Source organism: Nocardiopsis halophila DSM 44494, from assembly GCF_000341245.1.
Lineage (GTDB): Bacteria > Actinomycetota > Actinomycetes > Streptosporangiales > Streptosporangiaceae > Nocardiopsis_A > Nocardiopsis_A halophila.
The window spans coordinates 57,265-78,280 of the sequence record NZ_ANAD01000192.1 but is presented as its reverse complement, the minus strand read 5'-3'; the positions used below and the strand labels follow the sequence as shown (position 1 = coordinate 78,280).

20 protein-coding genes are annotated in these 21,016 nt (G+C 74.0%); 11 read left to right on the top strand and 9 right to left on the bottom strand.

Annotated elements, in window-relative coordinates; genetic code table 11:
- The first annotated feature begins 347 nt into the window (after window positions 1-347).
- Together D450_RS0121940 and D450_RS0121935 are read left to right on the top strand one after the other, a co-directional pair.
- Window positions 348-1,502: an anhydro-N-acetylmuramic acid kinase gene (locus D450_RS0121940; protein ID WP_017540789.1), complete on the top strand. Its 1,155-nt coding sequence runs from the start codon at window positions 348-350 to the stop codon at window positions 1,500-1,502.
- 114 nt (window positions 1,503-1,616) lie between these two features.
- Window positions 1,617-2,279, top strand: a complete 663-nt coding sequence (locus D450_RS0121935) for a sigma-70 family RNA polymerase sigma factor (protein WP_017540788.1) — start codon at window positions 1,617-1,619, stop codon at window positions 2,277-2,279.
- Here D450_RS0121935 and D450_RS0121930 read toward each other — a convergent pair.
- From D450_RS0121930 to D450_RS30905, 3 genes are all read right to left on the bottom strand, one after another.
- The gene (locus tag D450_RS0121930; protein ID WP_017540787.1) at window positions 2,268-2,657 is read right to left on the bottom strand and encodes a VOC family protein; all 390 of its coding nucleotides are present in this window, start codon (window positions 2,655-2,657) and stop codon (window positions 2,268-2,270) included. The two genes, D450_RS0121935 and D450_RS0121930, sit on opposite strands and share 12 nt — an antisense overlap.
- 130 nt (window positions 2,658-2,787) lie before the next feature.
- The gene (locus D450_RS0121925; protein WP_017540786.1) at window positions 2,788-4,254 is read right to left on the bottom strand and encodes an NADH-quinone oxidoreductase subunit NuoF family protein; all 1,467 of its coding nucleotides are present in this window, start codon (window positions 4,252-4,254) and stop codon (window positions 2,788-2,790) included.
- Entirely contained in the window at window positions 4,251-5,120 is an 870-nt protein-coding gene (locus D450_RS30905; protein WP_152520887.1) for a hypothetical protein, read from the bottom strand. Before D450_RS30905 ends, D450_RS0121925 begins: the two co-directional genes overlap by 4 nt.
- A 189-nt stretch (window positions 5,121-5,309) precedes the next feature.
- Between D450_RS30905 and D450_RS0121915 the strand changes: the two genes are divergently transcribed.
- From D450_RS0121915 to D450_RS0121900, 4 genes are all read left to right on the top strand, one after another.
- The gene (locus D450_RS0121915; RefSeq protein ID WP_017540785.1) at window positions 5,310-5,951 is read left to right on the top strand and encodes a hypothetical protein; all 642 of its coding nucleotides are present in this window, start codon (window positions 5,310-5,312) and stop codon (window positions 5,949-5,951) included.
- The gene (locus D450_RS0121910) at window positions 5,926-6,618 is read left to right on the top strand and encodes a DUF4142 domain-containing protein (RefSeq protein ID WP_017540784.1); all 693 of its coding nucleotides are present in this window, start codon (window positions 5,926-5,928) and stop codon (window positions 6,616-6,618) included. The genes D450_RS0121915 and D450_RS0121910 overlap by 26 nt, the downstream gene beginning before the upstream one ends.
- A gap of 47 nt (window positions 6,619-6,665) precedes the next feature.
- Entirely contained in the window at window positions 6,666-7,832 is a 1,167-nt protein-coding gene (locus D450_RS0121905; RefSeq protein ID WP_026128704.1) for a DUF1996 domain-containing protein, read from the top strand.
- A 203-nt stretch (window positions 7,833-8,035) separates the two neighbouring features.
- Window positions 8,036-9,847 (top strand): phosphoenolpyruvate carboxykinase (GTP), encoded by a 1,812-nt coding sequence (locus tag D450_RS0121900; RefSeq protein WP_026128703.1) that lies wholly within the window; start codon window positions 8,036-8,038, stop codon window positions 9,845-9,847.
- A 99-nt stretch (window positions 9,848-9,946) separates the two neighbouring features.
- On the opposite strand, the gene D450_RS0121895 is transcribed toward D450_RS0121900, so the two are convergent.
- Together D450_RS0121895 and D450_RS0121890 are read right to left on the bottom strand one after the other, a co-directional pair.
- Complete coding sequence (locus D450_RS0121895) at window positions 9,947-10,678, bottom strand: YqeB family protein (RefSeq protein WP_017540782.1); 732 nt, start codon at window positions 10,676-10,678, stop codon at window positions 9,947-9,949.
- A gap of 148 nt (window positions 10,679-10,826) precedes the next feature.
- A complete protein-coding gene (locus D450_RS0121890; protein WP_017540781.1) occupies window positions 10,827-12,038 on the bottom strand; it encodes a pyridoxal phosphate-dependent aminotransferase in 1,212 nt (403 codons plus the stop codon).
- Window positions 12,039-12,116: 78 nt separating this feature from the next.
- Between D450_RS0121890 and D450_RS0121885 the strand changes: the two genes are divergently transcribed.
- From D450_RS0121885 to D450_RS0121870, 4 genes are all read left to right on the top strand, one after another.
- Window positions 12,117-12,776, top strand: coding sequence for a winged helix-turn-helix transcriptional regulator (locus D450_RS0121885; protein ID WP_017540780.1), 660 nt, complete (start codon window positions 12,117-12,119; stop codon window positions 12,774-12,776).
- Window positions 12,777-12,848: 72 nt separating this feature from the next.
- Complete coding sequence (locus D450_RS0121880; protein ID WP_017540779.1) at window positions 12,849-13,949, top strand: beta propeller repeat protein; 1,101 nt, start codon at window positions 12,849-12,851, stop codon at window positions 13,947-13,949.
- Between the two features lie 5 nt (window positions 13,950-13,954).
- Window positions 13,955-14,233 carry a MoaD/ThiS family protein gene (locus D450_RS0121875; protein ID WP_017540778.1) on the top strand — a complete coding sequence of 93 codons (279 nt, stop codon included), beginning with the start codon at window positions 13,955-13,957 and terminating at the stop codon, window positions 14,231-14,233.
- A 157-nt stretch (window positions 14,234-14,390) separates the two neighbouring features.
- Window positions 14,391-15,008, top strand: a complete 618-nt coding sequence (locus D450_RS0121870; protein ID WP_193789687.1) for a maleylpyruvate isomerase N-terminal domain-containing protein — start codon at window positions 14,391-14,393, stop codon at window positions 15,006-15,008.
- Between the two features lie 219 nt (window positions 15,009-15,227).
- Here the strand turns inward: D450_RS0121870 and D450_RS0121865 are convergent, their stop codons facing one another.
- Together D450_RS0121865 and D450_RS0121860 are read right to left on the bottom strand one after the other, a co-directional pair.
- Window positions 15,228-16,517, bottom strand: a complete 1,290-nt coding sequence (locus D450_RS0121865; protein ID WP_017540776.1) for a D-arabinono-1,4-lactone oxidase — start codon at window positions 16,515-16,517, stop codon at window positions 15,228-15,230.
- 99 nt (window positions 16,518-16,616) lie between these two features.
- Window positions 16,617-17,657: an NAD(P)-dependent alcohol dehydrogenase gene (locus D450_RS0121860; protein WP_017540775.1), complete on the bottom strand. Its 1,041-nt coding sequence runs from the start codon at window positions 17,655-17,657 to the stop codon at window positions 16,617-16,619.
- Between the two features lie 171 nt (window positions 17,658-17,828).
- Between D450_RS0121860 and D450_RS0121855 the strand changes: the two genes are divergently transcribed.
- A complete protein-coding gene (locus D450_RS0121855) occupies window positions 17,829-18,767 on the top strand; it encodes a helix-turn-helix domain-containing protein (RefSeq protein WP_017540774.1) in 939 nt (312 codons plus the stop codon).
- A 50-nt stretch (window positions 18,768-18,817) separates the two neighbouring features.
- On the opposite strand, the gene D450_RS0121850 is transcribed toward D450_RS0121855, so the two are convergent.
- Window positions 18,818-19,732: an SDR family oxidoreductase gene (locus D450_RS0121850; protein WP_017540773.1), complete on the bottom strand. Its 915-nt coding sequence runs from the start codon at window positions 19,730-19,732 to the stop codon at window positions 18,818-18,820.
- 100 nt (window positions 19,733-19,832) lie between these two features.
- Complete coding sequence (locus tag D450_RS0121845) at window positions 19,833-21,014, bottom strand: FAD-dependent monooxygenase (RefSeq protein WP_026128702.1); 1,182 nt, start codon at window positions 21,012-21,014, stop codon at window positions 19,833-19,835.
- Window positions 21,015-21,016: the final 2 nt, after the last annotated feature.

Genomic DNA, 21,016 nt, shown 5'->3' with positions numbered 1-21,016 from the left:
GACGCGGCCGAAAGTTCCACCACTCCAGCGGACGCCGTCCGCTCAGGAGGGCCTCGGGACGCCCTAAGCGTGGTGTCCCGGAAGGCCGGAAACGCGGTCGGCGGCAGGTCCATCGGTCCGTCACGGCGCGGTGGGCGCGGCGAGGGTCTCATTGAGCATGGGGGCAGACTCCACTCCCACAACAGGATCCGGAGAACGTACCGGACCACCACACCTGAGGCGCCGGGGCAATGGGGGATGAGAACAGGACGCCCCCGGCCGTCGCCTCGCCCCCGCAGGCATTCCGCCCTTCGGACCCGACCCCCCGTGCGTCGGACGCCCGGCACGGGGAAGGACGGTCCCCGGAGGTGGTGCCCGTGATCGTGATCGGACTGTCCTCAGGAACCTCGGTGGACGGCATCGACGCCGCAGCGGCCGACCTCCGGCTGGAGGCGGGCGAGGTCCGCCTGCGGCCGCTCGGCCACCTGGCCGCCCCCTATCCGCCGGGCCTGCGCGCCGAGGTGCTGGCCGCGCTCCCGCCCGCCGCCACCACCCTGGAGCAGGTGTGCCGGATCGACACCGGCATCGGGCGCGCGTTCGCCGAGGCCGCCCGCGAGGCGGTGGACCGGCTCTGCCCGGGCGGCTCCGCCGACCTGGCGGTCTCCCACGGCCAGACGCTCTACCACTGGGTCGAGGACGGCCGGGTGCGCGGGTCGCTCCAGCTCGGCCAGCCCGCCTGGATCACCGAGGCCACCGGGCTTCCCGTGGTCTCCGACGTGCGCGCCGCCGACATCGCCGCCGGCGGCCAGGGGGCGCCGCTCGCCTCCCTCTTCGACGTGCTCTGGCTCTCCGGCCGCCAGGAGCCCGCCGCGGCCCTGAACATCGGAGGGATCGCCAACCTGACCGTGGTCGGGCCCGGGACGCCGCCGGTGGCCTTCGACACCGGCCCCGGCAACGCGCTCCTCGACGCGGCGGCCGGACTGGCGCCCGGTGAGGAGCGGATGGACGCCGACGGCGAGCGCGCGCTGCGCGGGCAGGTGGCCCCCGACCTTCTGGAGCGCCTCCTCGACGAGCCCTACTACGCCCGCGCCGCCCCGAAGACCACCGGCAAGGAGCTGTTCAGCACCGCCTACCTGGAGCGCGCGCTCGTCGGGACCGACGCCTCGTGGGACGACGTGTTCGCCACGCTGACCGACCTGACCGCCGTCACCGTCGCCGACGCCTGCAAGGCACACGGGGTGGGCGAGGTGCTGGTGTCCGGAGGCGGGGTGCGCAACCCGGCCCTGATGCGGGCCCTGCGCGCTGCGCTGGCGCCCGTCCCGGTGCGCGGGTCGGAGGCGCTGGGCGTGGACCCGGACGCCAAGGAGGCCTGCCTCTTCGCGCTCCTGGGCTTCCTGACCTGGCACGGGATCCCGTCCACGGTCCCTGCGTGCACCGGGGCGGCGCACCCGGTCCTGTCGGGCCGGGTCGGCCGCCCGCACCCTTGGGCCGAACTCCCCGCGCGGCTGCGGATCGACGGCTGAACCCGGTGTCCGGAACCTGTGCGTGCGGCGCCGGCCTGCGCGGTATTTCGGACCAGTGGTGGGGATTCGTCCGATCGGTGTACCTGATCATGGTTCATCGGTGACCATGTCCCTGTGCGCGGATCCGCCGGACCCGGGGGCAGGGCGGGCGCGGACGGACCGGCGTTCGGCGGGCGGGACGACGAGCTCGTCGCCCTGCTGTACCGGGAGTTCCGCGCCCCTCTGCTGAGGAACGTGCGCCTACTGACCGGCGGCGACGAGCAGTGGGCCGAGGACGTGTTCCAGGAGGCCGCGCTCCGCGCCTGGCGCCGTGCCGAGTACCTGAGCCGCGAGCGCGGCGAGCTGTGGGCGTGGATGATGACGGTGGCCCGGCGGATCGTCATCGACGACCGCCGCCAGCGCGGCACCCGCCCGGTCGAGGTCGAGGCCGACCGGGGGGAGGACCCGGTGGTGCCGGACGCCTCCGAGCCGACCCTGTCGGCCCTGGTGCTCGCGCAGGCGCTGCCCGCCTTGGCCGACCACCACCGCGAGGTGCTGGTCCTGACCTACCTGCGGGACCTGTCGGTGGGGGAGGTCGCCGAGGAGCTGGGGATCCCGCCGGGCACCGTGAAGTCCCGGCTGCACTACGGCCTGCGCGCGCTGCGCGAGGCGGTCGCCGACCAGGGGAGCGATGCGCCGGACCCTGCGGCGGCGGCCGATCTGCCCGACAGGTCCGGGGCGCCCGCCGGACCCGGGGGCCGGGGGGAGGGCGGGCCGGCGCGCCCGTCAGCCGAGTAGGTCCCAGCGGTTCCCGGAGATGTCGAGGAAGACTGCCACACGACCGTAGGGCTCGGTGCGCGGCTCGGAGACGAAGCGGACCCCGGCCTCGACCAGGCGCGCGTAGTCGCGGTCGAAGTCGTCCGCGCGAAGGAAGAAGCCGACGCGCCCGGCGGCCTGGTCGCCGATGGCGGCGGTCTGCTCCGGCCCGTCGGCCCGGGCCAGGAGCAGCCCGGTCGCGGCCCCCGGCGGGCGGACCACCACCCACCTCTTGGGGCGCCGCCCGACGCTGGTCAGCGCCGGGGAGTCCTCGACGAGCTCGAAGCCGAGGGTGTCGACGAAGAAGGCGATGGCCGGGTCGTAGTCCTCGACGATGAGGGAGACCAGATCCAGGTTCATCCCCCGAGCCTAAGGACCCGCCGGACAATACGCGCGGCCCCACCGGGGACCGGACACCACACCCTCGCCGGCGACCACGGAACCACGGAAAACCCCGGCACCGAGGCTCATGGAAGTCCCCCCGGTGCGCTCACCGGGTGCTGCCAGGGGGTGAGAGGCGCAGGGCCAGGGCCGGGCACATGTCGGCCGCCTTGGCGGCCTCGGCCTCGAAGCGGTCGGGGACGGTGATCTCCGGGGACTCCGGGTACCCGTGCCGGTCCAGCCGGATCAGTCCGGGCGCCAGGTGGGCGCACAGCCCGTGGGCGTCGCACCGCGACCAGTCCACCGCCAGCCGCGCCTGCGCCGCCGTTCCCCCGGGGAGCGGCAGCACCCCGTGCGCCCCCGGCCGGCACGATCCGGTGACGGCGTGCACCGCGATGTCGTCGCGGAAGGCCCCCAGCGCCGACACCGCCAGCCGCGCCGCGCCGTCGGGGTGCGCGCACGCCCCCCGGCCCGCCCCCACGGCCGCGGCCTCCGCGACCGCCTCGGGCGTCCCCTCGCCCTCGGCCAGGTCGGTGAAGGCGCGGGCCAGCCTGGGCAGCCCCCGCACGCACGGCCCGCACTGGCGGGCGTTCTCCTCGGCCAGGTAGCGCAGCACCCGCGCGGTCTCGGCGAGCGGGCAGGCGTCGGGGCCGAGGGGCAGCACGACCCCGGCCCCGAGCGCGCCGCCCCGCTGCTCCAGGCCCGCGCGCGAGAGCTCGGTCCCGGCGGCGTCCCGGGGCGCCAGCCATGCCCCGTGGTACCCGCCCACGAGCACCCCCCGCCCCGCTCCGGCCCCGCAGGCCTGGAGCACCTCGCCCAGCGGGGTGCCCAGCGGCGCCTCCACGACCGCGGGCGCCCCGGCGGCTCCGCCCACCGTCAGCAGCAGCGTCCCCGGCTCCCCGGGGGCCCCGACCACGCCGAACCGGTCCGCCCCCAGGGCGGCCAGCACCGCCAGCTGGGCGAAGGTCTCGGCGTTGGACAGCAGCGTGGGCAGCCCGTCCACGCCCGCGTCGCTGGCCCGGCCCTTCACCCCCGGCGGGATGGGGGTGCGCCCGTTGATGCCGCGGACCAGGGCGCCGCCCTCCCCCGACAGGAAGCGCTCGGGCAGGCGCACCACCCGGACCGCCGGCCCCGGCCCGCGCTCGGCGATCGCGTCCAGCAGCGACCGCTCGGCGGCGCCCTCGCCGGCGGTGCCCACCACCACCTCGGGCGCGTCCAGCGCGGACGCGGCCAGCTCCGCGCCGTCCAATACCAGGTGCGGGGCCAGCGCCAGCAGCGTGCGGTCCTTCAGGCTGCCCGGCTCGCCCTCGGCGGCGTTGACCACCACCCGGGTGCGGCCGCCGCGCCGGGCGACCGCCCGCAGCACCGCGGCGAGCTTGCGGGCGAGGGGGAAGTGCGCCCCGCCGCGCCCGCGCAGGTCGCCCAGGCCGGCCAGGGCCACCAGGTCGTCGGCGCGCAGCCGGGGCGGTTCGGGGTGCAGGGCGCGGTGGGCGGCCAGGGCCAGGCGGGCCCCGTCCTCCAGCCCGGCGGTGAGCCGGGCCGGGCCCAGCGTGCGGACCGCGGCCGGGGCGCTCACCGGCGCCCCTCGCGGATGGCGGCCCAGAACTCCAGGTCCTCGGCCAGGCCGTCGCCGTCCTCCGCCCTGTCCGGGCGCCGGGGGCGCGTCCGCCCCCGCTGCCGCGTCCACACGTCGTCCCCGTCGTCCCCGCCGGAGCGGACCACCCGCACCCGCCGCTCGGCGTCGGAGCGCCCCGGGTCCGGCCCGGCGGCCACCAGCAGCCGGGCGGCCAGGGCCAGCCCGACCGCGGCCAGGCACAGCCCGTAGCCCGCCACCACGAGGCCGGGGGGTTCGCGCCCGGCGGTGAGCCCGTGCACGATCGCCAGCGGCCAGCACAGGTAGGCGCTCACGTGTACGGCCCGCCACACCCGGGGCCGGCCCCCGCCGGCGAACCGCCGCCGGAGCAGGCCGGTGGCGACGATCGCCAGCAGCAGGTCGGTGGAGAGCGCGCCGAAGGCCACCGCCGCGTCGGCGCCGAACGGCAGCACCGCGTGGTGGACGGCGGCCCGGCCGAACGCCACCTGCAGGGCCACGTGGGCGATGAGGAACCCCACCGCGGCCACCGCCACGGAGCGGTGCACCGCCTGCAGCGCCACCCGGTGCCGCACCTGGAGCACGATCCGGTCGGTGGCGAGCAGCCCGCAGACGGTCGCGGCGGTCAGGCCGAGCAGGGCCAGCACCCCCGACATCGCCCACAGGAAATCCTGGAACGCGCGCATGAAATCCAATTGGCGCGGCGCGGCAAGGGCCACGATGGTGTTCGCTATAACTAGTCCGATTAGGAGGAATCCATGGGCGACCAATGGCCGCCGTCGGGTCTTGAGGGGGATGTCGATCGAGGTCAGAACCTGTTTGACGGATCGCAAGACGGTTCGTTCGGGCATTATGCGCCTCCGTCTGGCGTGGGTTGGTGGCAGAACATAGCACGCGTGTGGCGCACGTGGGGAGATTCAAGAAATTTGCCCGGGAGGTGAACCGGGGGCGGCCTGTGTGCGTATCTCTAAGCGATAACGCCCGTGAAACGGGTCGGCAACTGAACAGGGAATGACCGAGGAACCGGACGGAGGAGGAACGTGGAAGCACCTGGAAGTCTCAGCCTGGTCCTGGTCGGCGCGGCCGCGGCGGTGATCGCGGCAGGATGCGGCGGCCCGGACGAGGTCCCCGAGTACGACGCGGCCCCCGCGGACGAGGGCGGGGACGGGACGGAGGAGGCGTCCCCGGACGCGTCGCTGGCCGTGCGGGAAGGCACCGGTGTCGGCGACGTGGTGGCCGACGCGGACGGCTACACGCTCTACATGTACGCCCAGGACGTCTCCGATCCGCCGACCGCCACCTGCGCCGGGGACTGCGCCCGGCAGTGGCCGCCGGCGCTGGACGAGGGGGGCGCCCCGCCCGAGGGCATCGACGCCGACCTGGTCGGCAGTGTCGAACGGGACGACGGCGATGCCCAGCTCACCCTGGACGGGTGGCCGCTGTACCGGTACGCGGGCGACGTGGAGCCCGGCGACGTCAACGGCGAGGGCGCGGGCGGCCTCTGGTACGCCGTGGCCCCCGACGGCGGCAAGGCCGCGGAGGCCGGCGGCGGGGGCGGCGGCGAGGGCGCCCCGGCCGAGGAGTCCCCCGCCGAGGACCCCTCGTCGGACGGCGGCTACGACGCACCGGAGGGCGGCTACGACGACGGGGCCGGCGATGGCGACGGCGGATACGGGTACTGACCCCTCCGAGGGCCGCGGGCGCCGTCGCTTCAGGATCCGGTCGCTCTCCTCGCTCGGCGCCGTCGAGTTCGCCGGGGTGGCCGTCTTCCTGATCATCTCCACCCTCACGGTGTTCATGGTGGTCCCGCACGGGTCCATGACCGCCACCGGCGTCTTCTGGCGCGAGTGGGAGATGACCGACTACGGCCCGCTCGGCCCGGCCGACCGCAGCGCCCTCGCCAAGGTCCGCCAGGCCAACCTGTGGGAGATCCCCACCGGCCAGCAGGCCGAGGAGCGCGCCCGCAGCGACCGCGTCCGCGAGGTCGGCGGCACCCTGGCCGACGACCACATCCGCATGGACGAGCAGGTCCGCGACGTCGCCCGCAAGCTCGACGTGGAGCTGCCGACCATGCCCACCGGGCAGCAGCAGGACTGGATGGACGAACTCGCCGGACTCTCCGGCGACGCCTACGACCGCGCCGCGGTCAACCGGCTGCGCTACGCCCACGGAGAGGTGATCCAGGTGCTGGCCGAGGTCCGCGCCGGCACCCGCAACGACCTGGTGCGCTCCTTCGTCCAGCACGCCATGTTCATGGTGCTCAAGCACATCACGCTGCTGGAGGGCACCGGGCTGGTGGATTTCGAGCGGCTCCCCGAGCCGCCGCCGCCCGAGCGCCGCAGGGGCTGACCCCGCCGCGCGACCGTCACACCCCCACACGACGGAAGGTCTGACCGATGAACCACGACCCCCGCATGCCCGACCCCGGCCACCGGCGAAAACGCGCGAGCCGGCGAAGCGCCCGCCCGCGTGCTCTGCCCGTGCTGCTCGTCGTGCTCGCAGGCGCGGCCACCGCGGCCGCCCTCTTCACCGCCCCCTACGTCGTCGCGCCCGCGGCCACGACGGTCGGCGGGCAGTCGCACGGCGACGGCCAGGGCCGCGGAGGACAGGACGGCGCCGGCGGAGATGCGCCGGACCCGGCCGATCCGGACGGCGACGGCGTCCCCGGGGCGCCACCCGGCCCCGACGACTTCGTCGACATCCGCGACGTCCCCCCGGCCGACCCCGCTCCGCCGCCGGGTGCGTCCGGAGGCGCCGACGGCACCTTCCGCGCCGAGTGCGGCCGCAACGAGAACGGACTGTTCAACTCCGAGAACGTGATCGTGGCCCCGGGCGTCCCCAACGGCGCCCAGCACACCCACGACTACGTCGGCAACCAGGACATCGACCGGTTCACCGACGACGTCGCCGCCAACAACGCGATCCTCGCCCAGGGCGACACCAGCTGTGCCGGGGGCGACCGCTCCCTGCACTACTGGCCGGTGCTGCGCGACCTCACCCGGGAGGGGGCGGACGCCGACGCCCCGGGCGGCGGCGCCGACGGCAACTTCGGCCGCATCCTCACCCCCGTGAGCGCGGACATCGAGTTCCGGGGGAACGCGGTCGACGACGTCGTGGCCATGCCGCGCTTCCTGCAGGCCATCACGGGCAACGCGCGCGCCGCGACCAGCGGGGAGAACGCCAACGCCCAATGGACCTGCACCGGATTCGAGGACCGGATCTCCACCGAGCGGTACCCGCTGTGCCCCGACGGCAGCGATGTGACGAGGATCATGGACTTCCCGAGTTGCTGGGACGGGCTCGCGATCGAGAGCGAGGACAACCGCTCGCACATCGTCTTCCCCGACCGGGCGTCCGGCGCATGCCCCGAGGGCACGCGCCCCGTCCCCCAGCTGCGGCAGACGCTGGTCTACGAGGTGCCCGAGGGGCCCTCGTTCGCCGTGGACGGTTTCCCCGAAGAGGCCCACCAGGCTGTGACGGATCACTCCGACTTCATCAACGTCATGCCCGATGACCTCATGGATGAGGCGGTGACCTGCATCAACAGCGGTCGGGACTGCTGAGCCCGGACCGGGACACGCCCTGCGGGCCGGGTGGGCGACACCCGGTCCGCAGGGCTCTATCGTGGGGCAACGGCGAGAAATAGACCACCGGTCTAAACCTGTTGTCCAGACCAACTGGCCGGTGAAGGCACTCGTCGTCGATGATGCGGACCAGACGACGAGAAGGAGCCGCTGTGTCTGAGACCGTTCCCGCCACGGGTGCCGTGTCCACCGAGTCCGCCAGCCATACCGCGCCCACCAGCCATAAAGAGCTGATCACCTGGGTTGACGAGATTGCCGAGCTGACAAAGCCCGATGAGATCGTTTGGTGCGACGGCTCGGATGCCGAATGGGAGCGCTTGACTGGTCTACTCGTCGAGAAGGGCACCTTCGTTCGGCTCAATCCGGAATTGCGCCCCGACAGCTTCTACTGCCGCTCCGACCCCAGCGACGTCGCGCGCGTGGAGGACCGGACCTTCATCTGCTCAGAGCGCGAGCAGGACGCCGGCCCCACCAACAACTGGATCGCGCCGGACGAGATGCGCGCGACCTTCGCCGACGTGTTCGACGGCTGCATGCGCGGACGCACCATGTACGTGGTCCCGTTCTGCATGGGCCCGCTCGGGGGGAGCATCTCCCAGCTCGGCGTGGAGATCACCGACTCGCCCTACGTCGTGGTCTCCATGCGCATCATGGCGCGCATGGGCGAGGCCGCCCTGCGCCTGATCGAGGAGCGGGGCTCCTTCGTCAAGGCGGTGCACTCCGTGGGCGCGCCCCTGGAGCCCGGGCAGGACGACGTCGCCTGGCCCTGCAACCCCACCAAGTACATCTCGCACTTCCCGGAGACCCGGGAGATCTGGTCCTACGGGTCGGGCTACGGCGGCAACGCCCTGCTCGGCAAGAAGTGCTACGCGCTGCGCATCGCCTCGGTCATGGCGCGCGACGAGGGCTGGATGGCCGAGCACATGCTCATCCTGAAGGTCACCCCGCCCGACGGCGACCCCAAGTACATCGCCGCCGCCTTCCCCAGCGCCTGCGGCAAGACCAACCTGGCCATGCTGGAGCCCACCATCCCCGGGTGGAAGGTCGAGACCGTCGGCGACGACATCGCCTGGATGCGCTTCGACGACGAGGGCCGCCTGCGGGCGATCAACCCCGAGGCCGGGTTCTTCGGCGTCGCCCCGGGCACCGGCGAGACGACCAACGCCAACGCGGTGCGCACCCTGTGGGGCAACAGCATCTTCACCAACGTCGCCCTCACCGAGGACGGCGACGTGTGGTGGGAGGGCCTGACCGACGAGGCCCCCGAGAAGCTCACCGACTGGAAGGGCCGGCCGTGGACCCCGGAGTCCGGCGAGCCCGCCGCCCACCCCAACGCGCGCTTCACCACCCCGGCCGGGCAGGCCCCCACCATCGCCCCCGAGTGGGAGGACCCGCAGGGCGTGCCGATCTCGGCGATCCTGTTCGGCGGCCGCCGCGCCACCGCCGTCCCGCTGGTGAACGAGGCCTTCGACTGGCAGCACGGCGTGTTCATGGGCGCCAACGTCTCCTCGGAGAAGACCGCCGCCGCCGAGGGCACCGTGGGCGAGCTGCGCCGCGACCCCTTCGCGATGCTGCCCTTCTGCGGCTACAACATGGGCGACTACTTCGCCCACTGGCTGGAGATCGGCCGCGCCACCGACGCCGAGAAGCTGCCGCGGATCTTCTACGTCAACTGGTTCCGCAAGGACGCCGACGGGCGCATCGTGTGGCCCGGGTTCGGTGAGAACTCCCGCGTGATCAAGTGGATCGTGGAGCGCCTGGAGGGCAGGGCCGAGGCGCAGGCCACCCCGATCGGCAACCTGCCGACCGAGGACGCGATCGACACCGAGGGCCTGGACCTGTCCGCGGAGGACCTGAAGTTCCTGCTCACGGTGGAGCGGGACACCTGGCGCCAGGAGGCCGGCCTGGTCCCCGAGTTCTTCAAGACCTTCGGCGACCAGCTGCCGCCGGAGCTCTGGGAGGAGTACAACAAGCTGATCGACCGGCTGGGGTAGCCCCCGTCCGGCATCCGGGAGGCGGGGAGGCCCCCACCAGGGGTGGGCCTCCCCGCACGCGTGTGCGGGGGGCCGGCCGCCCGTGGGGCCCGGTCGGCCTCAGCCCTGGGGCGCGTCCGGGAGGAGCCGGAAGTACTGGCGGTCCTTCTCGTCGCGCACCACGACGCCCAGCCCGGCCAGCTCGCGCCGGAGCTCCTCGGCATCGTCGCCGTCGTCGTCCTTCTCCAGAGCCTCCTTGCGGGCCCGCAGCAGGGCGTTGGCGGAGGGCGGCAGCTCCGGCAGCCCGTCGACCCACCGCCGGAACTCCCCGGCATGGGGGTCGGCCTCCAGCCAGGGCCAGCCGTTCACCCGGAAGGCCTCGGCGACCCGGGAGGCGCTCAGGTCGCAGGGCATGCGCTCCAGCTCGCCGCCGTCGCCGCCGAGCAGCACCAGCCGCTTGCCGGTCAGCCCCTTGCCCTCGACGAAGGCCCCGTCCACCTGCGAGCGCGGGTGCTCGTGCGTGCGCCCGCGCCGGGTCAGCGCGACCCGGTCGGTGCGGACGGCGACGACCAGAGTGTCGCGGTCGTCCAGGTAGGCCAGGACCAGTCCGCCGATCCCTCCGAGCGCCGCCGCCCCGATGGTCGCCCCGGGCTCGGGCAGCGACTCCAGCAGCTCCAGCGGACCCTGGAAGGGCGCCCATGGGAGCGAGACGATCCACTGGGCCGTCCACTTGAGCAGGAGCCCCGCGCCGAGGCCGAGGACGGGCAGGAGCAGGCGGACCCAGACAGGGTTGGCCACCACGGCGGCGCCCCCCGCGGCGCCGCCGGACGTGGAAGCGTCGTTGACGTGCATGTCTTCGACGGTAGGCGCGGGCAGTCCGGCCCCGCGTCGGTCGACGGCATGGAACGCGCGGCCCGGTGTCGTCCCTTGGTATGACCCTGGCCGGCGGCACCCGGACCGCCTGTGCCTCCTACTGCCGGTACCCCGACAGCCTGTGCCTTTACTGCCGGTACCCCGACAGGAAGCGCCCGATCCGCCCGACGGCCGCGTCGATGTCGTCGGGGTGCGGGAGGGTCAGGATGCGGAAGTGGTCCGGGCGGGCCCAGTTGAAGCCGGTCCCCTGCACCACGTGGATCTTCTCCTGGAGCAGCAGGTCGAGGACGAACCGCTCGTCGTCGGCGACCGGGTGCACCTTCGGGTCCAGGCGCGGGAAGGCGTACAGGGCGCCCTTGGGCTTGACGCAGGAGACCCCGGGGATCTCGTTCAGCCGCTCCCAGGCCCGGTCGCGGCTCTCCCGCAGGCGGCCGCCGGGCAGCACCAGGTCCTCGATGCTCTGCCGGCCGCCGAGGGCGGCCTGCACCGCGTACTGGGCCGGGACGTTGGGGCACAGCCGCATCCCGGCCAGCGTGGTCAGCCCCTCCAGGTAGTCGCGGGCGTGGTTCTTCGGGCCGGTGACGGCCAGCCAGCCGGAGCGGAACCCGGCGACCCTGTAGGCCTTGGACAGCCCGCTGAAGGTCAGGCACAGCACGTCGGGGGCGAGCGCGGCGGGGCTGTGGTGCTCGACGCCGTCGTAGAGGATCTTGTCGTAGATCTCGTCGCTGAAGACGATCAGGTTGTGCCGGCGGGCCATGTCGCAGATGCGCTCGACGACCTCGCGGGGGTAGACGGCCCCGGTGGGGTTGTTCGGGTTGATCACCACGACGGCCCGGGTGCGGTCGGTGACCTTGGACTCCATGTCGTCCAGGTCGGGCATCCAGTCGGCGGACTCGTCGCAGGCGTAGTGCACGGGGGTGCCCCCGGCCAGGGAGGTGACGGCGGTCCACAGCGGGAAGTCGGGGGAGGGGATGAGGACCTCGTCGCCGTCGTCGAGCAGTGCCTGCACGGCCATCTGGATCAGCTCGGAGATGCCGTTGCCCAGGTAGACGTCGGCGACGTCGAGCTCGGGGAAGCCGCGGGCGGCGTAGTGCTGGACCACGGCCCGGCGTGCGGGGAGGATGCCGCGCGCGTCGCTGTAGCCGTGCGCGTTGGGCAGGTTGCCGATGATGTCCTGGACGAGGGCCTCGGGCGCCTCGAAGCCGAAGAGCGCCGGGTTGCCGGTGTTCAGGCGCAGCACGCTGTGCCCGGCCTCCTCCAGGGCGTTGGCCTGCTCGATGACCGGCCCGCGGATCTCGTAGGAGACGTTGTTCAGCTTGCCCGACTGCTTGTACTCCATGGTGTCCTCCCCGTGTTCTCGCTTGGTTCTACCAAGTAAGTACTTGGAAAGTCCAACCCATTGTCTACACTGAGGCGCATGCCGCACCGAAGCTACGACCAGTACTGCGCCGTCTCCCGGGCCCTCGACGCCGTCGGTGAGCGCTGGACCCTCCTCGTGGCGCGCGAGCTCCAGGCGGGGCCGCGGCGCTATACCGACCTGCACGCCGACCTGCCCGGCGTCAGCACCGACGTGCTCGCCTCGCGCCTGCGCGACATGGAGCGCGGCGGACTGGTGGTGCGCCGCCCGCTCACCCCGCGGGGCGGCGCCGGCCTGTACGAGCTGACCGAGCGCGGCCGGGCGCTGCTGCCGGTGCTGCGCGCGCTGGCCGAGTTCGGCGCGCCGGAGCTCGAAGAGCGCAGGCCCACCGACGCCTTCCGGGCCCACTGGCTGGCGCCGCTGCTGCTCGGCGTGGTGGAGCGGACCTGCCCGGGCGCGTCCGGAACGGTCGAGGTGCGGCTGGAGACCGGCGTGTTCCACGTGCGCCCGGCGGGGACCGCGGGCGGAGGCGCCGGCTACGGCGACGGCCCCGCCGAGCGGCCCGACGCGGTGCTCTCCCTGAGCGAGGAGGCGTGCGTGCGCATCGCCCGGGGGGTGGCGTCCCCGGCGGAGGCGGTGGAGCGTGGCGAGGCGTCGGTCGAGGGCGAGGGGCCGATCGCCCGCGCCCTCCGGGCGGCGCCGGAGTTTACCCCGTCTTGAGCGTGACGCGGCTCTCGTTTGTCGTCCCCCCGTGCGAAGGTGTGGCCTACGACTCACCAAAGGGGGATCGAGATGCCGTATCTGCTGCTCATCGGCACCCGGAAGGGCCTGTTCAAGGCCACCAGCGACGACCGGCGCGCATGGGAGGTCAGCGGCCCGCTCAAGCTCGACGCCGAGTCCTGGACCGACATGATGGGGGTGTACGCGGTCGGCGTCGACCCGCACAGCCGCCGCATCCTCGCCGGGGCGGAGAGCTCCCACTTCGGGCCCAGCGTCTGGTACAGCGACGACCTCGGCGCCACCTGGAGCGAGCCCGAAGAGCGCCCCATCGCCCTGCCGGAGGACGCCGAGGAGTCCTTCACCCGGGTGTGGCAGTTCGCCTTCGGCGACGAGCCCGGCACCGTCTACGCCGGGGCCGAGCCGCACTCGCTGTTCCGCTCCACCGACGGCGGCGAGCACTTCGAGCTGGTGCGGCCCCTGTGGGACCACCCGCACCGCAAGGACTGGTTCCCCGGCGCCGGAGGCGGGGCGATCCACACCATCATCCCCGGCAAGGTCGCCGCCGACGGGACGGACCCGCGCGCGATGACGGTGGCCATGTCGACCGGCGGCGTCTACCAGACCCGCGACGCCGGCGCCTCCTGGGAGCCCGCCAACAAGGGCGTCACCACCACCTTCCTCCCCGATGAGATCCCCGAGTACGGCCAGTGCGTGCACAAGGTCTCGGTGGGGGCCGACGGCGCCTTCTTCCTGCAGAACCACCACGGGGTGTTCCGCAGCGAGGACCCGGCATCGGGGTGGGAGCCGATCGCCGACGGGCTGCCCACGGACTTCGGCTTCGCCATGGTCGCCCACCCGCACCGGCCCGGGGCCGCGCTGAACTTCCCGGTCATCAGCGAGGCCTGCCACATCCCGCCCGACCACCGGCTCCGGCCCTTCCGCACCGAGGACGCCGGCGGGTCGTGGGGCGCCTACGACGCCGGGCTGCCCAAGGAGCCCTACTTCGGGATCGTGCTGCGCGACGGGGCGTGCACCGACGGCGCCGACGACCCGGGCTTCTACTTCGGCACCCGCTCGGGCGACGTGTACGCCACCACCGACTCCGACGGGCGCTGGCACCAGGTCGCCGCCCACCTGCCGGACGTGCTGTGCGTGCGCGCGGTGGAGGTGTAGGCGCGATGGCGGTGACCGTGATCCTGCCCCAGGTGCTGCAGTCCGACGCCGGCGGCGCCAAGCGCGTCGACCTGCCCGGCGGCCCCACCCTGCGCGCGGTCCTGGACTCCCTGGCCGACCGGCACCCCCGGCTCGACCGCCGGGTCCGCGACGAGCAGGGGGCGCTGCGCCGCTACGTCAACGTCTTCATCGGCGACGACGAGTGCCGCGCGGCCTCCGGCCTGGACACCCCGGTCCCCGACGGAACGGAGGTGCGCATCCTCCCCTCGGTCGCCGGAGGCTGACCCGGACCGCCGGGCCCGCCACCGGGCGACCGCGCACCCCGTCTCCGCCCGTCCGTGCCGCCGGTGCGGAAATCCGGTTCGCCACCGGCGAGTTTCGCGTGCCCGCGGAGTCCAAGCACGTGTGAGCGTGCGGATGCGGGCCGTGAGGGGTGCGGTGATGGTGAACAGGGCCGGTGGACCGACCGTCGACGACAGGGGCGCGACCGGGGGCTTCGTCCCCGACCATGCCCACGCCCTGCTTGAACGGGCCGTCGGGGCCGTGCTCAACGCGGCCCAGTACGCCCGGCCCGAGTTCTTCGACCGGCCCACGCCGTGCGCCGGGTGGAACCTGGAGATGCTCCTGCTGCACACCGCCGATTCGCTGGACACCCTCGGCGAAGGCCTCGGCGAGGGCCGGGTCGCGCTCTTCTCGACCGCGCCCACCGGCCACGACGCCATCTCCGAGGTGCGGATCCGCGCCTGCCGCCTGCTGCGCCTGCCCGCCGGCGGGGGCGCGGCGGCGGTCGCCGACCGCTCCCTGGGCACGGCGGCGCTGGCCGGGGTGGGGGCGCTGGAAGCGGCGGTGCACGCCTGGGACATCGCCGCGGCCTGCGGCACCCCGGGGCCGGTCCCGCCCGACCTGGCGGCCGCCCTGCTGCCGGTGGTGCCGCTGGTGGTCACCGACGCCACCCGGCACCGCCTGTTCGCCGCCCCGGTCCCCGCCCCGCCCTGGTCCGGCGCGGCCGACCGCCTCGCGGCCCTCACCGGCCGCGACCCGCGGTGGAGGCACCCCTGACCCCGCTCCCCGGGAGGCGACGCCGTGGGCCTTCGGGGTTCCGTCTGTCGGGCAGGGAGACTGCTTCCTCGCCTTGACCGTGGTCGGTGTGGCGGAGGCCGGGCACAGCCCCCGAGTGTCGGCGGACGGGACCGGACGGCTCGGTGGCGCTGTCCGGAGCGGTGCCGCTGATGCCGGGCCCGGCCGGACCCACCGGACCGACCGGGCGCACCCGACGGTTCACACGGCGGCGAGGAGGGCGTCGATGAAGGGGTTGCGGAACTTGCCCGTCGGGTCGAGGTCCTCGGCCAGGCGCTTGAAGTCGGCGGCGCGGTCGTAGAGGCCGGCGGTCTCCCCCGGGGAGAGGGCGGTGAGCTTGGCCCAGTGGGGACGGGCGCCCAACGGCAGGAGGCGCTCCTCGATCGCCGCGATCACCGGGCGCACCGCCTCCGCGTCGTTCACCCAGGTGAAGTGGAAGGCGGCGGAGTCGCGCCCGTAGGCCGGGCTCAGCCACAGGTCGTCGCCGCGGACGGTGCGCACCTCGGAGATGTGCAGGACCGGCGCGATCAGGTGTCCGATGCCGCGCAGCGCCTCGATGGCGGCCGGGGCGGCCTCGCGCGGCACGAAGTACTCCGACTGCAGCTCGTCCCCGGCGCCGCCGGGGCCGGCCCCGGCCGCGGCGGGGAGGAAGTGGGGCAGGCGCTCGTGCCAGGGGCCGCCGATCCCGAGCTGTTCGGTGCACAGGTCGGCTCCCCGGCCCGGGACGGGGTTGACCCGCTCGCGGGCGGGCTCGCCGCCGTCCGCCCCGTCCTCCGGGGCGCTCTCGGAGCGGTGCTTGAGCCAGAGGCGGGCGTGCCCGGTGTGCCAGTCGGTGAAGGCGCTGACGCTGTACGCGCGGCCGAAGACCTGGTCGAACCGGTGCACCGGCTCGTCGAGCGGCACGTCGAGGAGGACGCGCTGGGAGACGGTGAAGGCGGGTTCGACGTCCAGCGTCATCCGGGTGGCGATCCCGAGCGCCCCCAGGGAGACCACCGCTCCGGGGAAGGTGTCCGGGTGGGTGTCCCGGGCCAGTCGCACCGGGTCGCCCTGCGGTCCGATCAGCTCCAGGGCGCGGACGGAGGCGGACAGGCAGCGCTGGGTGTCACCGGAGCCGTGGGTGGCGGTCGCACAGGCGCCGGCGACGGTGATGTTCGGCAGGGACGCGAGGTTCGACAGCGCGTACCCGGCCGTGTCGAGGGCGGCGCAGGCGTCGGTGTAGGACATGCCCGCGGCGACCTCCGCCGTCGGCCGCCCCTGCCCGTCGGCGACGGTGACGGTGCCGGGCAGCGCGTCCGTCCACACCAGGTCGCCGTCGGAGGCGATGACGGGGGAGAAGGAATGGGTGCTCCCGAGGGCCCGGATCCTCGGGGAGCCGCGCACCAGCCGGCGCAGCTCCTCCACGGACCCGGGCCGGTGGGTCCGCGCGCCGTCGAAGGCGACGTTGCGGCTCCAGTTCGCGACCGGGAGGCGTGAGGACGGGGGGAGGGGCATCGTCACTCCGATTCGGGGGACTGCGGAGGGGCTGGGCCCAGTCTGGCGCACCGCGGTGCGCACGGCCCGGCCGCCCCTCCGCGGCCCCGTCGTCCGGGGTCAGATCGTCGCGGTGTCGATGACGAACCGGTAGCGCACGTCGCTGGAGGTGACGCGCTCGTAGGCGGTGTTGACCTCGTCGGCGCGGATCAGCTCGATCTTCGAGGTGATCCCGTGCTCGCCGCAGAAGTCGAGCATCTCCTGGGTCTCGGCGATGCCGCCGATGAGCGAGCCCGCGATCTTCTTGCGGCCGCCCATGAGGGCGAAGAGGTTCACCGACACCGGCTCCTCCGGGGCGCCCACGTTGGCCAGCACCCCGTCGGTCGTGAGCAGGCCCAGGTAGGCGCTCATATCGAGCGGGGCCGACACCGTGGACAGCACGATGTCGAAGGCGCCCGCCAGCTCCTCGAAGGTCGCCGGGTCGCTGGTGGCGAAGTACCGGTCCGCCCCCAGGCTCAGGCCGTCCTCCTTCTTGCGCAGGGACTGGCTCAGTACCGTGACCTCGGCGCCCATGGCCTTGGCGAGCTGGACGCCCATGTGGCCCAGGCCGCCCATGCCGACCACGGCCACCCTCGTGCCGGGCCCGGCCTTCCAGTACCGCAGCGGCGAGTAGGTGGTGATGCCGGCGCACAGCAGCGGCGCCGCGGCGTCGAGCGGCAGCGCGTCGGGGATGCGCAGCACGTAGGACTCGTCGACGACGATCTGCTGCGAGTAGCCCCCGTAGGTGGGCTTGCCGCTCCGGTCGAGGGCGTTGTAGGTGCCGGTCATCCCCTCGGTGCAGTACTGCTCCAGGCCCTGGCGGCAGTAGGCGCACCCGCGGCAGGAGTCGACGAAGCAGCCCACGCCGACCCGGTCGCCGACGGCGTACCGGGTGACGCCGGGGCCGACCTCGGTGACGACGCCGGCGATCTCGTGCCCCGGCACCATCGGGAAGATCGCCTCGCCCCACCCCTCGTTCACCTGGTGGATGTCGGAGTGGCAGATGCCCGCGTACTTGATGTCGATCCGGACGTCGGACTCGCCCACCGGGCGGCGCTCGATGGTGGTCCGCTCCAGAGGGGCCTTCGCGGCGGGGGCCGCGTAAGCGGCGACGGATGTCATCTGGGTGGTTCTCCTCTTGAGGACGGGACGCCCCGGCCCTTCAGGGGCCGGGACTCGTCCATGGTTCCGCCGCTGCGCGCGGGGACCCAGACATCCGTTTTTCGTACGTTCGCCGTGCCTACCACCGGCAGTGTCAGGCAGGCGGCGCGACGTGCACCGATACTGGAGGACATGACCGACGACCCCGCTGACGAGCCCGCCGCCGCGCAGCCTCCGGAGCCGAGCCCTTCGGAGGAGCAGCCCTTGGACCGGCGCGCCGAGCTGAGCGAGTTCCTGCGCAGCCGCCGCGCCCGCCTCACCCCGGAGGACGTCGGGCTGCCGCGCTACGGGCACCGGCGCCGCGTCCCCGGGCTGCGGCGCGAGGAGCTGTCCCAGCTGGCCGGGGTGTCCGCGGCCTATTACACCCGCCTGGAGCAGGGCAACGGCCGCAACGTCTCGGCCGAGGTCCTGGAGGCGATCGCGCGGGCGCTGCGGCTCAGCGACGCCGAGTACGCCCACCTGCTGCACCTGGCCAAGCCCGAGCGGCACAAGGTGCGGCGGGCGGCCGCCCAGAAGGTGCGCCCGGGGCTGCGGGGGCTGCTGCACACCCTGGAGGGGGTGCCCGCCTACGTGGTGGGCCGCCGGTCCGACATCCTGGCCTGGACCCGGGCCGCGGCGGCGGTCTTCGGGGACTGGGGGGAGCTTCCGGCGCGCGAGCGCAACTGGGCCCGTCTGGTGTTCCTGCGCGAGGACTACCGCGACCTGTTCGTCGACTGGGAGGGCAAGGCCGCGGACGTGGTCAGCTACCTGCGCATGGACGCCGGGTGCTACCCGGACGACCCGCGCCTGTCGTCCCTGGTGGGCGAGCTGTCGGTGAAGAGCGACGACTTCCGGGGCCTGTGGGCGGCCCACGACGTGAAGGAGAAGGGGTTCGGGACCAAGGTCCTCAACCACCCGCTGGTGGGGGAGATGAGGCTGTCCTACGAGACCCTGCGCCTGCCCGAGGACCAGGACCAGGCGCTCGTCGTCTACCACGCCGAGCCGGACTCCCCCTCGGCCGAGTCCCTGCGCCTGGTCACCGGCTGGGGCGCCGACGCCACCCGCGCCGGCGAGGCCGCCCGCCGGGCCTGAACCGTCCCCGGCCGCCCCGCCGGGGCGGCCGGGGACGGCCTGCGGACAGGTCAGACCGCGCCTCTGCGGTGCTCCCGTGCCCACGATCTCGGCTCCGGTGCGAGCGCGGCGAACCGGCGGTCCAGCACCCGGTCGGGCAGGAGGCGGGACAGCACCGTCATCAGCACCGAGTCCGCGCCCACTCGGTACCTGGTGCGGGGCACGGGTGCGGTGAGCGCGTGCTCCACCGCCCGGGCGAAATGCTCCGGCGTGGTCCGGCTGTCGAACGCCCCCTGCTCATTGGCCTTGACGAAGGCGGTGAAGGAGGCCCGGTAGATCTCGCCCACCCCGGGCGGCGCGGACCGCAGCGCCGCGTCCGCGGTGGTCGACAGCTTGCCCCAGATCGGGGTGAGGATCGCCCCGGGCTGGACCACCGACACCCCCACCCCGCTGGTGGAAAGCTCGCGGCGCAGGGCGTCGCTGAGGGCCTCCTTGGCGAACTGGGCGGCGGCGTAGGCGCCCATGTAGGGCACGGCGACCCGGCCCAGCCCGGAGGTGACGTTCACGATTCGGCCCTGGGAGCGGCGCAGCAGGGGGAGGTGGGCGCGGACCATCGCCAGCTGCCCGACGACGTTGGTCTCCAGCTGCCGCCGAAGGGTGGCGGTGTCGACGCACTCCAACGGCGCCGACACCGCGATGCCGGCGTTGTTGACCAGGCCGCTCAGGCCTTGGTACTCCGCCTCGACGAACGCGGCGCAGGCCTCGACCGAGGCGTCGTCGGTGACGTCGACGACGGTGGGGCGCAACCGCCCGTGCAGTGATTCGGCGACCAGCCTCTCGCCGTCCTCGGCCCGGCGCACACCGGCGATGACCGGGTGCCCCTGCTGTTCGAGGTAGAGGGCGCACTCGCGGCCCAGACCCGAGGAGGCTCCGGTGACGACGACCGGGCGGTCGCCGCGCCGGGGGGCGGAGGGGTGGGGGTCCATTGAGCTCCTTGGTTCGTCGGTGTCGTAAACCGGGGTCTCGGCTCCGCGGAGGGCTCCGGCGGCCGCCGGTCCAGCGGTCCGGAGGCGCCGTCGGCCCCGACTACCCCTGCGCTTCTTCCTCGGGGAAGGAGCCCGGAAAGGTGAGCGCGCCTTCGAGCGTCCCCACCAGCTTCCGGTGGGGCATGTGACGGAAATAGGCATCGCGGAGCCGGCGCCGCAGCGGCCCCTGGGACTGCTCGAAGTCGCTGACCGAGCGTGTCGACGCCACGATCCCCCGCGTCCGTTCGCGCCGTGCGTCCTCGTAGCCGCGCAGCGCGCGGTGTACGTCCGGCTCCCGTTCCACATGGCGGGCGAGCACGACGGCGTCCTCCATGGCCATGGCCGACCCCTGGCCCAGGCTGGTGAGCATCGGGTGGGCGGCGTCGCCCAGCAGGGTGACCGGCCCCTCCCCCCAGCGGGCCAGGAACGGGCGGTCGCGGGAGGTCACCGCGAGGATGTCGGATTCGGGCGTCACCCGTACCGCCTCTCGTACCTCGTCCGGCCAGCCGGAGTAGGCGCCGAGGATCTCGGCCCGGCCGCCGGACCAGTCCGCCGACGTCTCCTCGGACATGTTCTTGGTACCCCACCAGTACAGCCGTCCGTGGCCGATGTCGACCAGGCCGAACCGCATCCCGTCGCCCCAGAAGTGGATCACCGACCCTTCGGGGAAGCGGGGGTGGGAGTAGTCGGTGATCCCCAGCCAGACGATGTAGCCGCTGTCCTGGGAGGGCTCGCCGGGGCCGGCGACCTGCCGGCGCACCGCGGAGTTGAAGCCGTCGGCGCCCACCAGCAGGTCGCCCTCGGCGGTCCCCCCGTCCGCGAAGCGGACGGCCACACCGTCCTCTCCGGCCTCGAACCCCTCCGCCGCCCGGCCCAGGTGCACCGGGATGCCCTCCGCCTCCTGGCGGAGCGCCGCGAACAGGTCGGCGCGGCCGATGCACACGCACGGAACGCCGATCCGGTCGACGATCTCCGGGAAGGGGAACTCCCGGACCAGCCGGCCGCGCCTGTCCTTGACCAGGTACCGGTCGAGGGTGCGACCGCGCTTCTCCAGCCCCAGGTCGATGCCGAGGGAGTCGAGTGCGGACAGCGCGTTGCTCATCACCGACAACCCGAACCCGGAGGCCCGGATCTCGGGCGCGCGCTCGTGGACCTCCACCTCCAGACCGACCCGGCGCAGCGCGATCGCGGCGGTGAGCCCGCCGATCCCGGCCCCGACGACGATCGCCTTCGGTGTCCGCATGT

What these genes read in the sequence shown, in the direction of transcription:
- D450_RS0121910 (WP_017540784.1), top strand. Translation starts at nt 5,926, where the DNA reads ATGGCGACGGCGGATACGGGTACTGACCCCTCCGAGGGCCGCGGGCGC.
- D450_RS0121905 (WP_026128704.1), top strand. Translation starts at nt 6,666, where the DNA reads ATGAACCACGACCCCCGCATGCCCGACCCCGGCCACCGGCGAAAACGC.
- D450_RS0121895 (WP_017540782.1), bottom strand. Translation starts at nt 10,678, where the DNA reads ATGCACGTCAACGACGCTTCCACGTCCGGCGGCGCCGCGGGGGGCGCC.
- D450_RS0121845 (WP_026128702.1), bottom strand. Translation starts at nt 21,014, where the DNA reads ATGCGGACACCGAAGGCGATCGTCGTCGGGGCCGGGATCGGCGGGCTC.
- D450_RS0121850 (WP_017540773.1), bottom strand. Translation starts at nt 19,732, where the DNA reads ATGGACCCCCACCCCTCCGCCCCCCGGCGCGGCGACCGCCCGGTCGTC.
- D450_RS30905 (WP_152520887.1), bottom strand. Translation starts at nt 5,120, where the DNA reads ATGCCCGAACGAACCGTCTTGCGATCCGTCAAACAGGTTCTGACCTCG.
- D450_RS0121875 (WP_017540778.1), top strand. Translation starts at nt 13,955, where the DNA reads ATGGCGGTGACCGTGATCCTGCCCCAGGTGCTGCAGTCCGACGCCGGC.
- D450_RS0121880 (WP_017540779.1), top strand. Translation starts at nt 12,849, where the DNA reads ATGCCGTATCTGCTGCTCATCGGCACCCGGAAGGGCCTGTTCAAGGCC.
- D450_RS0121890 (WP_017540781.1), bottom strand. Translation starts at nt 12,038, where the DNA reads ATGGAGTACAAGCAGTCGGGCAAGCTGAACAACGTCTCCTACGAGATC.
- D450_RS0121855 (WP_017540774.1), top strand. Translation starts at nt 17,829, where the DNA reads ATGACCGACGACCCCGCTGACGAGCCCGCCGCCGCGCAGCCTCCGGAG.
- D450_RS0121860 (WP_017540775.1), bottom strand. Translation starts at nt 17,657, where the DNA reads ATGACATCCGTCGCCGCTTACGCGGCCCCCGCCGCGAAGGCCCCTCTG.
- D450_RS0121930 (WP_017540787.1), bottom strand. Translation starts at nt 2,657, where the DNA reads ATGAACCTGGATCTGGTCTCCCTCATCGTCGAGGACTACGACCCGGCC.
- D450_RS0121870 (WP_193789687.1), top strand. Translation starts at nt 14,391, where the DNA reads ATGGTGAACAGGGCCGGTGGACCGACCGTCGACGACAGGGGCGCGACC.
- D450_RS0121865 (WP_017540776.1), bottom strand. Translation starts at nt 16,517, where the DNA reads ATGCCCCTCCCCCCGTCCTCACGCCTCCCGGTCGCGAACTGGAGCCGC.
- D450_RS0121885 (WP_017540780.1), top strand. Translation starts at nt 12,117, where the DNA reads ATGCCGCACCGAAGCTACGACCAGTACTGCGCCGTCTCCCGGGCCCTC.